The following is a 14,753-nucleotide window of genomic DNA, read 5'->3' as shown; positions in this document are numbered from 1 at the left end:
TTCCTTATAGATACAGGATAAACTGATCCTGATTTTTCTTAAACGTCAGCATCCCAACACACAATGCAATGATGGAAAACCCCATACACACTAGATTCGCTTTTAAACTTGGCACAGTTCTATACATCACCACGCAGCGGAACATCTCAAGAATATGGAAAATCGGATTAAAGCTGACGATCTGTCTGGCTGCGTCCGGCAAAATCGTGATTGGGTAGAAAATCGGAGTCAAGTACATCAGCGCAGTAAGCACTACGCCGTACAGATGCACAATATCCCGGAACCGCACCGCCAGCGCGGACAAAAAAAGGCCCACGCCGGTGGAAATCAGCAACAAATACAGCAACGGTAGCGGCAACAGCAGAATTGCCCAGCTAATTGAGGTTTTGGTGAGGGCCAATACCACCACCAGCGCGATCAGGGAGAGCACAAAATTGACGAAGGCGGCGCCAGCCTTGGAGACGGGCAAAATATATTTCGGGAAATACACCTTTTTGATCAACGCAGAATTGCTGATGACCGAGGACATGGCTGTATTGGTTGCCTCGGAAAACGCGTTAAAAATAAGCTGCCCTGTGAGAAAATAGACAGGGAAATTAGGAATGTCGTTTCGAAAAACGGTTGAAAACACCACCGTCAGGATCATCATCATCATCAGTGGATTTAAAACGCTCCACAGATAGCCCAGCATTGAGCGTCGGTATTTTGTCTTGATGTCCTTGCTGACCAGCTGAGACAAAAGGCCCCTGTATTGGATAAATTTTTTTAAATATGCGCTCATGGGTTCTCCCTATCTTTTCTCAAAATATCTGCTGCCGCCTCGGTCAACCCAGCAACCGCCACGTAGTCTCCAGCATCTGCCTCGGTGCCGTGGCCCGTGCGTACCAGATAGCTTTCCCGTGCGCCGAAATTTCTGCCAAAGCTGACGTCGGCAGGCTTGTCCCCAATCATATAGCTTGCGGACAGATCCAAATTCCAGTCTTTTGCCGCTGCCAGTGCCATGCCCGGCTTGGGCTTGCGGCAGACGCAGGAAACCGCATATTCCGGCACGATCCCCTGCTCATGGTGCGGGCAGACATACACCGCGTCCAGGCGAACGCCTTCCCGCTCCAGCAGCTTCTCCACCCGCCCGTTGACCCGTGCCACATCGTCCATGGTGAAAAAGCCTCGCGCCACTCCCGACTGGTTTGTAACCATCACCAGCAGGAAGCCTGCGTCGGACAGCTGTTTCAACGCCTGCGGAACGCCCTCCAGTAGCGCAACCCCCGCTGGGTCGCCCAAATAGTTCCGCTCCACAATCAGGGTTCCGTCCCTATCGAGAAACACTGCTTTTCGTCGGCTCATATGCTCTCTCCATAGGCGCGCAACACCTGTTCAATGATCTGCGTGGTGGACAGTCCCTGCTCCAGCTCAATAAATTCCACGCGGCCGCCGTGTGCGCGAACGAACTCGCCCCCGGCCACGCTCTTGCCCTCCCAGTCCTTGCCCTTGACCATCACATCGGGACAGAGCTGCTCGATAAGCGTTTGGGGCGTGTCCTCGTCAAACAGCACCAGATAATCCACCATATCCAGCGCCTCCAGCAGCGCCAGCCGGGCCTGCTGCCCCACGATGGGCCGCCGGGGACCCTTAATCCGGCGAATGGAGTCGTCGCTGTTGACGCCTACGATCAGCACATCGCCAAACGCCTTCGCTTGACGGAATGAGGAAATGTGTCCGGCGTGCACCAAATCAAAGCAGCCGTTGGTGAACACCACCCGTTTGCCTGCTTCATGCAGCTGCTTCACCACGGTGCGCAGTGCATCCGCAGTCCGTATTTTGCAGCGCTCGTGCCCCATGTCCTCCAGCACGGCGCAAATCTCTTCGCGGGTGGCGGTTGCTGCACCGGTCTTGGACACCACGATGGACGCCGCCACGTTGGCCAGCTTGCAACACAGCTCTAGCGGGAAGCCTGCGCCATAGCACAGGGTAAAGGCAGCAATCACAGTATCCCCCGCGCCAGTCACGTCAATGACCTCCTTGGAGACCACCGGAAAATCCTGCTTTTGCGCCGCGCCCTTACGCTGCAGGGACATGCCCTTTTCCGAGCGGGTCGTGAGCATATATTCGATGTTGTTTTGCCGGCAGAGCGTCTCCGCCGCCTGATAGATAGCGTCCTCCGTCTCCAGACGATCCGCGCCCACCGCCTCGATCAGTTCCTTGAGGTTGGGCGTACAGACCGTTGCCCCGGCATATTTGGAATAGTCTGTGCCCTTAGGGTCCACCGTTACGCCGATCCCCCGGCTGGTTGCTTCGTTAATCAAAAAAGCCGTCATCTCCGAGGTGAGCGCTCCTTTTCCGTAGTCCGACAACAGCACCATATCTATGCCTGAAAACAACGAATCCGCTTGCAGACGTAGGGCTTCGACCCACTCAGATGAAACCGGACGGATATCCTCTTCGTCAAAGCGAAGCAACTGCTGGTTTTGCGCCAGCACCCGCGTTTTGACGCTGGTACACACCTGCGGCGTCTGCCGGGCGTAGGTCAGATCCGCCCCCAGTTGCGCCAGTTCTCCTATAAGCATCGCGCCGTTGGCATCGTCCCCCACCTCCAGCACGACACGGAGCTTTGCACCCAACGCCGCCAGATTGCGCACCACGTTGCCGGCGCCGCCCAGCCGGAAAAAGGTTTTTTTGATGTGCACCACCGGCACCGGCGCCTCCGGCGATATCCGCGTACTGGTGCCGCTGAGATACTGGTCGATCATAAAGTCGCCTGCCACCAGCACCGTCAGGCGGTCAAACTGGGCAAGCCGTTCTTCAATTCGTATGGTCATTTCCTGTTCTCACTCACTTTTCTTCAAAAAAATCTGCTTCCAACATGGCGCACATGGCGTGGTAAATGGGGAGATGGTATTCCTGAATGGCAAAGGTCTGGGAACTAGGAACGCAGATGCACACATCGCAAAGCGCCTTTGCCTTACCGCCCCCTTCCCCCGTCAGGACCACGGTGAAGATCCCCTTGGCCTTGGCAGCCATGAGCGCATATAAAATATTTTGAGAATTGCCCGAGGTGGTGATACCCAAAAACACATCGTCCTTACTTCCGTACCCATTCAACATTTGAGCAAATCCAACCGCGGCATCCACATCGTTAGAAAAGGCAGAGGACAGCGCCGGCATAGACGTTAGAGGGATGGCAGCAAGTGCCCCCTCCATCTTATCCGCCAACGACTGCCCGTCCGCCCCAAATAGTCTATGAAGTTCTGTTTCAAAAGAAGGGTCGATCCTGCGGTTGAATAGAAACGACTTCATCAGCTCTCCCACAATATGCTCGCTATCGGCAGCGCTGCCGCCATTGCCCGCGACCAGCAGCTTTCCGCCCCTGCGATAGCTTTCCGCCATGTGGTCATATGCACCCTGAATATCACGGCGACACACATTAAGCACAGGGTAACGGAGAAATAAATTGTCAAATATTTCTTCGGTAGAATACTCTTTCTTTTTCATAAAAGCTCTCTTTCTCAAATAATAAACTCCGGCCTGTAAAGCCCTGCAGACAAAAATATCAGGTAATCCGAAATCGAATGTATAGAACAGCTCACATGAATTGAACTTATTTATCACGACCAAATAGCATACAATTGTAAATACATAAATTGATTTTATTATACAACAAGTCCCTTTCAATGTAAAGCAGCTGATCATAAACCCCAAATCACAGCAACTGACTATGGTTTTATCTGATAATCTATTCTTCACCCCATCAAATATCTCTTATACACCTTCTCGCTTTTGTTGAATTGATTCTCAGCCGTTGCCCCGCCTGCCAACCACAATGTTTTGGTAGTATAATTTAAATCTCCACATCTCCAGCAAGAGGATACGCAGATAGGGCTCCACAGCAGAAGAAAAAGCAATACACCCTTCATCCACCATGGTCAGCGGCGATTTTGTAAGGTTGGCGAGTCGGATGTAGCACTTATCCGCCCTCCACGCATTCGTAAAATTGCAGCGTTTCCTCCCCTCTCCTCAGCACCCATCCACCCTCAACTTGCCCGCGCTGGAATCCGAATTGCCTGCTCTTCGAGATATATTATAAATGCAGAGGCCCCGGGATAGCTTCCCAAGGCCTCATTTTGTAATTATGGAGGAAGTTGAAATGATGGAGACCTCTACCTGTGACCACTGCGGCGCGGAATTTTCCATTGGAGAGCAGACTCTTTTCGACGAACAAATGCTGTGCGAGACCTGCCTTGCAGAGCTGACCGCCGTCTGCGACCGCTGTGGGGAGCGGATCTGGTTCGACGACAGCGAGGGCGATTCCAACACCACGCTCTGTCAGGACTGCTACGACGAGTACTACCACCGCTGCTCTGACTGCGGCCGCCTGATTCACAACGACCATACGTACTACGTGGACGACAGCGACGTTCCCTACTGCTGCAATTGCATCGACAGCCACCGCAGGGGAATCCAGTCCTACTACAAGCCCACTCCCATTTTCTACGGCGAAGGTACCCGCTATCTGGGCGTGGAGCTGGAGATTGACAACGGCGGGGAACAGGACTCCGTGGCAAAAAAACTGATGGACATTGGAAACCGAGACGCGGAGCACATTTACATCAAGCACGACGGCTCCCTGAACGAGGGAATGGAAATCGTGACCCACCCCATGACGCTGGACTATCACAAGGCACAGATGCCCCGGGCCGCCGTAATGGAGGCGGCATTGGCAGAGGGCTATTCCAGCCACCGCGCGGAGACTTGTGGTCTGCACGTCCACGTCAACCGCAACAGCTTTGGCAAAACCGAGGAGGCACAGGAAGCCGCCATCGCCCGCATCCTCTTCTTCGTAGAAAACCACCGGAACGAGTTACTACGGTTTTCTCGCCGCACCAAGCGGCAGTTGGAGAAAGGGGCGGCTCGCTATGGACGGAAGGACAGTCCCAAGGAGGTTCCGGACAGCGCGAAAACTTCCTGTGCCGAGCGCTACGCCTGCGTCAATCTCACCAATGACTGCACCATTGCGTTTCGCATCTTTCGCGGAACCCTGAAATACAACCCACTGATCGCCACGCTGGAGCTCGTTGACGAGCTTTGCAGCGCGGCGATTCCCTATTCCGACGAGGAGATGTCGGAGTTGATTTGGACGGAGTTTGTATCCCATTTGTTGCCCCAGCGGTATCCGGAACTAATTCAATATTTGAAGGAACGGCGGCTGTACGTCAATGAGCCGCTCTCCGCGGCGGAAGAGTATCAGCTTCAAATAAACGACTGATGTGCATGATTTCAATCCGTCCGCACCCCACAGCAGCCATTCCCGCCCTTCTAATCCATGTCAAGCAGGCGGCTTTCCACCGCATTTTGCGCCGCATATTCGCCACTGTAAATCATATATCCGTTTCTGCCGTTGCTTTTTACATGGTAGAGCGCGGCATCGGCGTGGGCATACAACTGGGTAAAATTGTTCCCATGCTCGGGACTAAGCGCGATGCCGATACTTGTGCTCACCCGGCACTCAGAGTCGTTTGCAGAACAGACCTTCGCCACGGCTCCGCAAATTTCCTTCGCCTTGGTTTCCACATTGGTTTTTCCCTGAACGCCCTGCATCAGCACAAAGAATTCATCTCCGCCAAGGCGGCCTACAACGTCGGCCTCGCGAAATGATTTGCGGAGAACGTCCGCTATGCTCTTCAAGATAGAATCCCCCTGCTGATGCCCAAGCGTATCGTTGACCCGCTTAAAATTGTCAATATCCAGAATCAAAAGCGCCCGTTTTGCGGCTTCACTCTCCGATTGAAGAATACTGCCGATCAGCTTTTCCGCAAAGGCACGGTTCGCAAGGCCGGTCAGCGGATCGGTTTCCGCCTGCCGGCGGAGCATCTTTTCATTTTTCTTTGCACTGATGATGGTGATTGTCAAAAAAGCGGTCAGCAAGGCAATCACACCCGCGATATAGAGCCAGACCAAACCCGCATGCTCCCGAAAAAAGTCAGGCAGACTCTGCACATTCGTGCTACTACCGACCCATTTTTTCTGTAAGCGGCTGATCTCGCCGCCGTCGGACAAGCTCACCAGCTCGGAGTTGATTCTGTCCAGCAGTTCCGGCTCATCCTCCCGCACACCGAAGCAAAAATAGTTCTGCATGATAACAACGCCCGTGCTTTTGATATCGTTGACCTGCAGCCTTTTCAGAATTTGTGAACCCACAGAATAGTTGGACACCGCATAGTCGTTTTCACCAGACTCCACCGACTCGAACACCTCTGTATACGTTGCATAGGCGGTGCAGTAGGGATCCAGCATATAGGATTTCAGAAGCGCCTTTGCGCCATTGCTCTCAATCACGGCAATCTTTTTCCCATACAGCTCGCCCACCGACTCGATGCTTTCCTTTCCGAATACGGTCATGGTATCGCTGGTCAGCGGAATGGTCATCAACATTCCGGCCCCCGAATCGTCCGCAATGACATCTGCCCCCATTACAACATCTGCCTGCCCGGTTTTCACGGCGTTGATCGCATCGTCCCAGGTCGTCAGCCGAAGGTCGAGGTTCACTCTCATGTTGTTTGCGATCTCGCTGATCAACTCCACATCGTGCCCCGTTGGCGAGCCGTCGTCTCCAAGATAGGAATAGGGCGCATAGTCTACATCCGCGACTACATGGATTGTTTCTCGATACATATTTCTCGGGAATATCTCCACCTCGGGTGTTTCTTTTGTGCTCTCCCCGCTCAGATAAACCGGCGAAAGGAAAAACGAGGTGCTGATTAAAATAAAAAAAATCACCAGCAGGAGAAGATTTTTCTTTTGGTTCATACTACCCTCGTTTTTCTCAGCGCGTTTACCTTATCCCGCGCCAGTCGATATCTGGATGGTTTAATAGAACATGTCCGGCTTCGCAGGCTTGGGAATGGCCCCGTTCATCCCGACATTTCCGCGCATCTCCCGGCTTTTCCGCGTCAATTGAGTCGTCTAATTTTTTGGTTATGGGAATTTTTTCTTTGAGCAGAGTCCCGATTCCCGGCAAAATATCATGCACCGCAGCCAAAAGACTTCTTTGGTTCTATGATATTTCTTTTGATAAATTATGTCAATAAATATATGAAAACAACACAATCAAAGCAAGAAAGAAACGTATTAAATTGTGTAAAATGCAACGCTTTCTCTCAGATAAGCTAAGCGGCAGATGTGGTCTAAAATCCGAATGATCTCCATTGCGCATGGTCCTTGGTAGACGCAACGACAAAAGCAGCCGCCCCGGCAGTAAAATTCCTGCGCGGAGACGGCTGCATACAATTCAGGAGCGCATTAAAGCGCCCGATAGCGTGCGGTGACATTTTCCACAAATTCTTTTTCTGCATCGGACAAAGCGGCGTCCCGCCGCGTGACAAGGCCGAACTCCAACTGTTCTTTGCAGTGTTTGATGGGAATCGAGGCGCATTGGTACAAAGAGTCCTGCGTAGAAAACCCCTGAATGCCGATGGTATAAAAATTACTCACCGCGATCAGATGCATCAGGGCCGCGCGGCCGTATACGTAGATGATCCGGGAGGAGTTGTTCAGATCCGTTTGATGATCCTCCGTGGAAATGTTATAGATGAAATCCTCATACTGACCAATATAGCGCACAAAGCCGTAATCCCGCAGATTCTTGAGCGTAACAGGCCTTTTTTGGCGCAGAAGCTCATGATTTTTCGAGATAACGATATGGGGCGGCATGGTAGCCAGCGGCGTCAGAATCAGTCCCTTGTCCGCCAGCAAATTGTGGAGCCGCTGCGATTCATGGCTGGCAAAATGAATACATCCCACATCGGAAATGCGTTCCTCCACATCGGAGACTACATCCAGCGTTGCTCCTTCATTAAGCAGATAAGTGAACCGGGGAAGATGCTGGCGCCCAATGCAGACCTCATTGAAGCTCTCCATCGTGTGTGTAAATTTGGTCATGGAAATAAGCAGACGGTCGCCCTCCGGTTCCGTGCGGCAGGAAACCTGCTTTAAGGTTTCCATTTCCTTGAGGATCACCTTGGCATGCTCCAGAAAATTCTGCCCCTCATGGGTCAGGGTGACGCCTTGCTTTGTGCGCTGAAACAGAGGTACGCCCACATCGGCCTCCATATCCCGGATAATGTGGCTGAGATGCGGCTGAGAAATATACAGCTCCTGTGCGGCCTTGTTGATCGACCCGTAATGGGCCACCGTACAGAAAAATTCCAGATGCTTGATATCCATTGCGCACACTCTCTTTCCTAAAACACAATCCCGGGAAAATGCCTTCGATATGTGGACAGCAGGCATGTTGCATAATAACCGATTTTTATTATATCGCATTTCAACGTCTTGTGGGGCAGAGAAGCAATATGCAAAATAAACAAAATTTATAGATAAAAAAGGGTGAATTTGTTATATACGTTGTTTGATAACCCTATCGGAGATCCCTATTATCTTTTTAAGAAAAAGTATGTTAAGATATTATCAAAATCAAGCGATCTGCCAACGGCAAATGGCGCGGGTAGACCGGAACGGAGTTGAACGGAGATTATGGCGCGCAATGTGCTGATTGAGCGTACCCTGAACGATGCGATGGATTACGCAAGAACCTTTCTGCATACAGGAAAGGTTGCCACATATATACCCGAGCTGGCCAAGGGAGACTCAGAGCAGCTGGGTGCCTGCCTCATCACAACGGACGGCGAAGTGTATCGCTCTGGCGATTGGCAGCAGGAATTTACGATTCAAAGCATTTCCAAGACAATCACGCTGATTATGGCCTTGCAGGTGGCGGGGTACGAAAAAGTATTCAGCAAGGTGGGCGTGGAGCCGACCGGAGACGCCTTCAACTCTCTGGTGCGGCTGGAGACGAAGACTGCCCACCCACTCAACCCCATGATCAACGCAGGAGCAATCGCCACCGCCAGCTGCTGTATGGACGTGAAGGATCCCTTTGGAGAGTTTCTGGAGCTGACACGGCGGCTCTGCCGCCGGGACACGATCCATCTAAATGAAGCGGTGTTTCAGTCGGAGAAAAAGGCGGGTATGCGAAATCGCTCCATGGCATATTTGATGGAAGACGACAATATTTTGGAGTATGACGCGGAAGATGTGGTCGATCTTTATTTCCGGATGTGCTCTTTAAGCGTCAACGCGGAGGATCTGGCCAACTATGCGTTGGTGTTGGCCCACAATGGGGTGGACCCCCGCAGCGGCGAGCATCTGTTAGACGATTGGATCGTTCGCATCGTCAAGACGCTGATGGTGACCTGCGGTATGTACGATGCCTCCGGCGAGTTTGCCATGAAGGTGGGGATTCCCGCCAAGAGCGGCGTGGGCGGCGGTATTATGGGCACTGTGGAGCGGAAAATGGGACTGGCGGTGTTTAATCCCGCATTGGATCCAAAGGGAAATAGTGTGGGAGCCTATCGCGTGATGGAATATCTTTCTCATTATTTGGGGCTTCACTATTTTTCCGGCTCCAATTCTATGATATAACTAAAGAAACTGCGCGGCGGCAGCTGCAAGATACCGCTGCGTAAGATTTGGCAATGGCAAGGGGAGGGATGCTTTGTCGATGGGTTCGTTTGCCCGCACACTTTCATGAGTGAATGCGGCAAAACGTTAAAGTTTCCGGTTGAATAAAAAAGGGAAGAGAGAGTAAAAAACATGGTAATGACGATTTTAGATGGACTGGACAGCTTTTTGTACTACCCGGTGCTGATTGTTCTCCTGCTGGCGGCCGGCCTGTACTTCTCTGTCCGCACGGGCTTTGTGCAGCTTCGCATGTTCCCGGAGACGATCCGCGTGGTCATGGAAAAGCCCTCCAACGAGGGCAAGATCTCCTCATTCCAGGCGCTGATGGTTTCCACAGCCTCCCGCGTGGGCACCGGCAACATCGTGGGCGTGTCCACCGCGGTATGTTTGGGCGGCTATGGCGCGGTGTTCTGGATGTGGCTGATCGCCATTATCGGCGGCGCCTCCGCGTTTGTGGAAAGCACGCTGGCTCAAATCTACAAGCGCCGCGACAAGAACGGCGACAGCTACGGCGGCCCCGCCTACTACATCGAAACAGCTCTGCACAACCGGGGTCTGGCGGTGCTGTTTGCCGTGTGCCTGATCTTTACCTATGCGGTAGGCTTCAACATGCTGGCGTCCTATAACCTGCAATCCACTTTCGCGGTGTACAGCTTCTATGATCCCGCTATCTCCCCTTGGATCATCGGCGCGGTCCTCGCTGTTTTGGTAGGTTGGTGCATTCTGGGCGGCGGCCGCCGCGTGGTTGCGGCCACCACGGCCATCGTTCCCGTGATGGGCATTTTGTACATTGTGGTTTCCCTAGTTGTGCTGGTTTCCCATGCAAGCCTCATTCCTGCCGTGTTCAGTGAGATTTTCCGCGACGCCTTCAATTTTCAGGCGATTTTCTCCGGCATTGCCGGTTCCTGCATGATGTACGGCATCAAGCGCGGCCTGTACTCCAACGAGGCGGGCGTCGGCTCCGCCCCCAACGCGGCAGCTGCGGCAGACGTCTCTCACCCTGTGAAGCAGGGACTGGTGCAGGTGCTCTCCGTGTTCATCGACACGATCCTCATTTGCAGCGCTACCGCGCTGATGTGCCTGTGCTCCGGCGTGGAGCCCACTGCCGAAATTGCCGGCGCGCCCTATGTGCAGAAGTCCGTGGAAACCATTATGGGCGGCTTTGGCCCCGTGTTCGTCACGGTGGCTATGGTGCTCTTTGCGTTCACCACGCTGCTGGGCAACCTGTTCTATGTGGATAACTGCCTGACCTTTATCCATCGCAAAACTCCCAGCAAGCGCTTTATGCTCGGCTTCCGTCTGCTGTGCGCGGTGGTGATTCTGGTGGGCGCGGCGCTGCCGATGGCCGCCGCGTGGGACATCGCGGATATTATGATGGCGGTCATGTGCATGATTAACCTCCCTGCGTGCGTGGTTCTGAGCAACGTGGTGGTGAAAGCCTGCCGCGATTATTGCGAGCAGAAGAAGGCAGGCCAAAACCCGGTCTTCCACGCCGCCGATATCGGCATGGATGCGGACCAGCTGGATTACTGGAAGTAAGCGCTGCTCCAACTGAAAATTTTCCGTTTTGTAAAAAAGCCGTGTCTTTCTCCGGACAACCCGGGGAAAGACGCGGCTTTTGTCCTCACAATTCGTCCATGCTTTGGCGTGGCTGCAAGCGTGCTTTTGTGTCTCATGCAGAAGAATCCTCCGTCCGCCTTTCTCGGGCCTTTATATCGCGGCTATGCGGACATTTCAGCGGAGTCTCCATATAATACATCCCTCGGAGGCAATAAAAACACTTGATACACAGGTTTCGGTATACGCGGATAGGGATAAAATCAGCGCCGCCCTTCGCGCGTGGAAATCCAAAGAATCAACAAAGCATCGGCGGAAAGATCGTCTGGCGCACTTATTTTTCTTCTTGTCCCCATTTACGGCTCAAACCCGGCTTGCTCTCAACTTGCAAGCCGGGTTTGTTTACGCTCAGAGGGGCGGGATAAAATCCCGCCCCTCGTTCGTATTGGAAAAATTCTATATAGTTGAGCAGCCGCAAAACAAGTCCTCTTTTTGCGCTTTTTATACGGAAATGAGATTCATTTTGAGCGCGTATGCTCATCGGATGTCTCAGGTTCTGCGGCCTCCCTGCATTTTAGGAGACGAGGGTATCAAGAACCCTCTTGAGGTCGGCGATGATATCGTCGGGGTCTTCCAATCCAACGGAGATGCGGACCAGCCCCTCGGAGATCCCAGCGGCCGCCAGCTCCTCCGGCGTATATGTGGAGTGGGTCATGGTTGCGGCGTGCTCCACCAGCGTCTCGGCGTCACCCAGAGACACCGCAATGGTACACAGCTGCAGCTTGTTGAGGGCATTGGCGACCTCCTCCCGGCTGGCCTTAAGCTCGATGGACAGCATGCCGCCAAAATCCTTCATCTGCTTCTTGGCAACCTCGTAGCCCTCAAAATCAGGAAGACCGGGATAGTAGACCTTGTCCACCGCGGGGTGACTGTGCAAAAATTTCGCTACCTTGCGGGCGTTGGCGCAGTGGCGCTCCATGCGGATATCCAGCGTTTTAAGACCGCGGGCAATCAAAAACGCGTCAAACGGACTCATTACCGCCCCGGTCATGTCCTTCAGACCAACGGTTCTGCACTGACCGATGAACTCCACCGTGCCGACGATGAAGCCCGCAATCACGTCGCCATGGCCGTTGATGTACTTGGTGGCGCTGTGAACCACCACATCCGCGCCCAGCTCCAGCGGGCGCTGCAAATAGGGCGAGCAGAAGGTATTGTCCACCATGACGCGGATGGCGGGATTGTACTGGTGGGCAGCCTCGGCAATGGCCTGAATGTCCAAAATCTTCAGCGTCGGGTTGCAGGGCGTCTCAAAATAGACGACCTTGGTCTTGGGCGTGAGATGCTTCTTGAGATTCTCAATGTCCACCATGTCGATAAACTTCGTATCCACGCCGAACTTGGTCATTCCATGGCAGAGCAAGGAGAACGTGCAGCCGTACAGCGTGTCGCTGGCCAAAATCTCATCGCCCGCAACCACACTCGTCCACAATGCGGCGGAGATGGCGCCCATGCCGGAGGCGGCGGCCAGCGCGGCTTCGCCGTTTTCCAAGGATGCCAGCTTTTCCTCCGCCTGCGTCAGGGAGGGATTGGAAAGGCGGGAATAGATGTAGCCCGGCTCCTCACCGGCAAAGCGGGCGCCGCCCTGCTGGACGGTTTCAAATTCAAACGTGGACGTCTGATAGATCGGTGTACACAGAGCGCCGGATGCGTCTTTGATTTTCCCAACATGAATCTGGCGGGTCGCAAAACCCAGCTTTTGTTCGTTTTCCATCATTCGATTCCCTTCTAATGTCCGCCGAAGCGGTTATTTGCTTCCTTTTTTCCGGCCTGCCGCCAGCTCGTAAATGTCATAATGTGCCTGCTTGTCCAGCGCCACAAAGCCGCCCGTCTTCCCGTCGCCAATGCGATTCATCTCCACCAATTCCGGAATGCTCTCTGGGTCTGCGCCGATCTCCGCAAAGGTGAGCGGCATCCCGATGGATTTGAGGAAAATTTTGAACGCCTCGATGCCTTCCAACGCGGTGTTCAGCGGATTTTCATAATCCATCTGGCAGCCGAAGATGCGGGTCGCCATCTGCGCAAAGCGGGCAGGATCATGGTGGCGGGCGCAGTAGGTCATCCAAGCGGGCATGACGACCGCAAGGCCCGCGCCGTGCGCGCAGTCGTACTTGGCAGAGAGCACATGCTCCAGATGGTGGCTGTTCCAATCCTGCTGGCGGCCAACGCCCAGCACGTCGTTGTGGCAGACCATGCCGGCCCACATGATGTTGGCGCGGGCTTCATAGTTGCGGGGGTCGGCCATCACGCGTCTGCTCTCATGAAGCATGGTCAGCACCACACCCTCCAGCAGACGGTCGGTGATTTCCACATCCTTTGTGTTGGTGAAATACCGCTCAAATACGTGGGCAATGATGTCCGTCACACCGCAGGCCGTCTGAAAGGGCGGCAAACTCTCTGTCAGAGCGGGATTCAGCACGGAGAACTTCGGCCGCAGACAATTCGCCTCCGCCGCGTTCTTCTCCAGCGTCTTTTCATTGGTAATCACGGAATCGGGAGAACCCTCGGAGCCGGAGGCCGCAATCGTCAGCACGGTGCCGACAGGCAGGGCGTTTTCGGGGGTCTTTCCGGTAAAGAACTCCCAAAAGTTGCCTTCGTAGACAGCGCCCATGGCGATGGCCTTGGCGGTGTCGATCACGCTGCCGCCGCCCACCGCCAGCAGAAAATCAACCTTCTGTCTCCGGCACAGCTCGATCCCTTCATAGACAAGGCCGTCTCGGGGATTGGGGCGCACGCCCCCCAACTCCTCCACGCACACGCCTGCCTCTTCCAGCGAATCCTTCACCCGATCCAGAAGGCCCGACCGCTTTGCGGACTGTCCGCCGTAAACCACCAGACAGCGGCTGCCGCCAAACTTCTTCACATAGGCGCCCACTTCCTTTTCCCGTTCCTTGCCGAAGATAAAGTAGGTGGGGCTGTAAAAATCAAATGAATTCACACAAAACGCTCCTTAATATCCGGTTTTCTTTCCCGGCGTCTGGCCGTAGGTCTTGAATTTTTCCAGCACCTTGTCCATCTCCTCCTTGTCGAGGACATTGGGCGTACCGATGCACATGGCGCGGTATTGCAGCTCGGCAATATACTCCATGTTGCAGGCGAGAGAATAGGCACTCTGGATGCTGCCGCCGCAGACCACCAGACCGTGGTTACCCAGCAAAACGGCGTTGCTGTCTCCGCAGACCTTGATGGCAGCCTCCGCCAGTTCCACAGTACCGAACGTCTGATAGGGTGCGCAGGGCACGGTGTCCGTATTCGCGTCGCCAATCACATAGTGGACCGCGCGGACGGGCTGACCCAGAACGGCAAAGGTCGTGCAGTACACGGAATGGGTGTGGACCACAGAGCGCGCCTCCGGCTTGTTCTTGTAAAAAATGGTGTGCAGCGCCCATTCGCTGGAGGGCTTGCGCGCGCCGTCTACCACATGGGCGTCCAGATCGGTGATGACCACATCCTCCGGCTGGGTGGAAAAATAGTCCATACCGGAAGGGCTGATGGCCATGAGCCCCTTCTCGGCATTATAGATACTGATATTTCCGCTGGTGCCGGTACTCAAACGCGCCGCGCTCATCTTTTTTCCGTACTCGACAACCAGTTCTCTTTCTTCCTGCATGATCATGGGGATT

12 protein-coding genes are annotated in these 14,753 nt (G+C 53.9%); 3 read left to right on the top strand and 9 right to left on the bottom strand.

The window, feature by feature from the left end; genetic code table 11:
- Nucleotides 1-4 precede the first annotated feature (4 nt).
- The 4 genes from ON16_RS00690 to ON16_RS00675 are packed head-to-tail and all read right to left on the bottom strand — an operon-like array spanning nt 5 to nt 3,489.
- The gene (locus tag ON16_RS00690) at nt 5-781 is read right to left on the bottom strand and encodes an ABC transporter permease (RefSeq protein WP_040658585.1); all 777 of its coding nucleotides are present in this window, start codon (nt 779-781) and stop codon (nt 5-7) included.
- Complete coding sequence (locus ON16_RS00685) at nt 778-1,344, bottom strand: D-glycero-alpha-D-manno-heptose-1,7-bisphosphate 7-phosphatase (protein WP_040658584.1); 567 nt, start codon at nt 1,342-1,344, stop codon at nt 778-780. Before ON16_RS00685 ends, ON16_RS00690 begins: the two co-directional genes overlap by 4 nt.
- A complete protein-coding gene (gene rfaE2, locus ON16_RS00680; protein ID WP_051131444.1) occupies nt 1,341-2,816 on the bottom strand; it encodes a D-glycero-beta-D-manno-heptose 1-phosphate adenylyltransferase in 1,476 nt (491 codons plus the stop codon). The genes ON16_RS00685 and rfaE2 overlap by 4 nt, the downstream gene beginning before the upstream one ends.
- A gap of 13 nt (nt 2,817-2,829) precedes the next feature.
- Nucleotides 2,830-3,489, bottom strand: a complete 660-nt coding sequence (locus tag ON16_RS00675) for a D-sedoheptulose-7-phosphate isomerase (protein ID WP_040658582.1) — start codon at nt 3,487-3,489, stop codon at nt 2,830-2,832.
- Nucleotides 3,490-4,141: 652 nt separating this feature from the next.
- Here ON16_RS00675 and ON16_RS00670 point away from each other — a divergent pair.
- Nucleotides 4,142-5,260: an amidoligase family protein gene (locus ON16_RS00670; RefSeq protein ID WP_040658580.1), complete on the top strand. Its 1,119-nt coding sequence runs from the start codon at nt 4,142-4,144 to the stop codon at nt 5,258-5,260.
- 50 nt (nt 5,261-5,310) lie between these two features.
- Here the strand turns inward: ON16_RS00670 and ON16_RS00665 are convergent, their stop codons facing one another.
- Together ON16_RS00665 and ON16_RS00660 are read right to left on the bottom strand one after the other, a co-directional pair.
- The gene (locus tag ON16_RS00665; RefSeq protein ID WP_158441596.1) at nt 5,311-6,666 is read right to left on the bottom strand and encodes a GGDEF domain-containing protein; all 1,356 of its coding nucleotides are present in this window, start codon (nt 6,664-6,666) and stop codon (nt 5,311-5,313) included.
- A 627-nt stretch (nt 6,667-7,293) separates the two neighbouring features.
- Nucleotides 7,294-8,217 (bottom strand): LysR family transcriptional regulator, encoded by a 924-nt coding sequence (locus ON16_RS00660; protein ID WP_040658577.1) that lies wholly within the window; start codon nt 8,215-8,217, stop codon nt 7,294-7,296.
- A gap of 327 nt (nt 8,218-8,544) precedes the next feature.
- Between ON16_RS00660 and glsA the strand changes: the two genes are divergently transcribed.
- Together glsA and ON16_RS00650 are read left to right on the top strand one after the other, a co-directional pair.
- On the top strand, nt 8,545-9,474 hold the full coding sequence (glsA, locus tag ON16_RS00655) for a glutaminase A (RefSeq protein WP_439645728.1): 930 nt from the start codon (nt 8,545-8,547) through the stop codon (nt 9,472-9,474).
- A gap of 171 nt (nt 9,475-9,645) precedes the next feature.
- Nucleotides 9,646-11,052 carry an alanine/glycine:cation symporter family protein gene (locus ON16_RS00650; RefSeq protein ID WP_040658572.1) on the top strand — a complete coding sequence of 469 codons (1,407 nt, stop codon included), beginning with the start codon at nt 9,646-9,648 and terminating at the stop codon, nt 11,050-11,052.
- 592 nt (nt 11,053-11,644) lie between these two features.
- Here the strand turns inward: ON16_RS00650 and megL are convergent.
- The 3 genes from megL to ON16_RS00635 are packed head-to-tail and all read right to left on the bottom strand — an operon-like array spanning nt 11,645 to nt 14,746.
- On the bottom strand, nt 11,645-12,844 hold the full coding sequence (megL, locus tag ON16_RS00645) for a methionine gamma-lyase (RefSeq protein ID WP_040659769.1): 1,200 nt from the start codon (nt 12,842-12,844) through the stop codon (nt 11,645-11,647).
- A gap of 33 nt (nt 12,845-12,877) precedes the next feature.
- Nucleotides 12,878-14,068 carry an iron-containing alcohol dehydrogenase gene (locus ON16_RS00640; RefSeq protein WP_040658570.1) on the bottom strand — a complete coding sequence of 397 codons (1,191 nt, stop codon included), beginning with the start codon at nt 14,066-14,068 and terminating at the stop codon, nt 12,878-12,880.
- 12 nt (nt 14,069-14,080) lie between these two features.
- Entirely contained in the window at nt 14,081-14,746 is a 666-nt protein-coding gene (locus ON16_RS00635; RefSeq protein ID WP_040658569.1) for an L-fuculose-phosphate aldolase, read from the bottom strand.
- Between the last annotated feature and the right edge of the window lie 7 nt (nt 14,747-14,753).

The sequence above is a fragment of the Oscillibacter ruminantium GH1 genome, assembly GCF_000307265.1.
GTDB classification, from domain to species: domain Bacteria; phylum Bacillota; class Clostridia; order Oscillospirales; family Oscillospiraceae; genus Oscillibacter; species Oscillibacter ruminantium.
The sequence above is the reverse complement of the archived record's forward strand: the minus strand, read 5'-3'. Positions and strand labels throughout refer to the sequence as shown.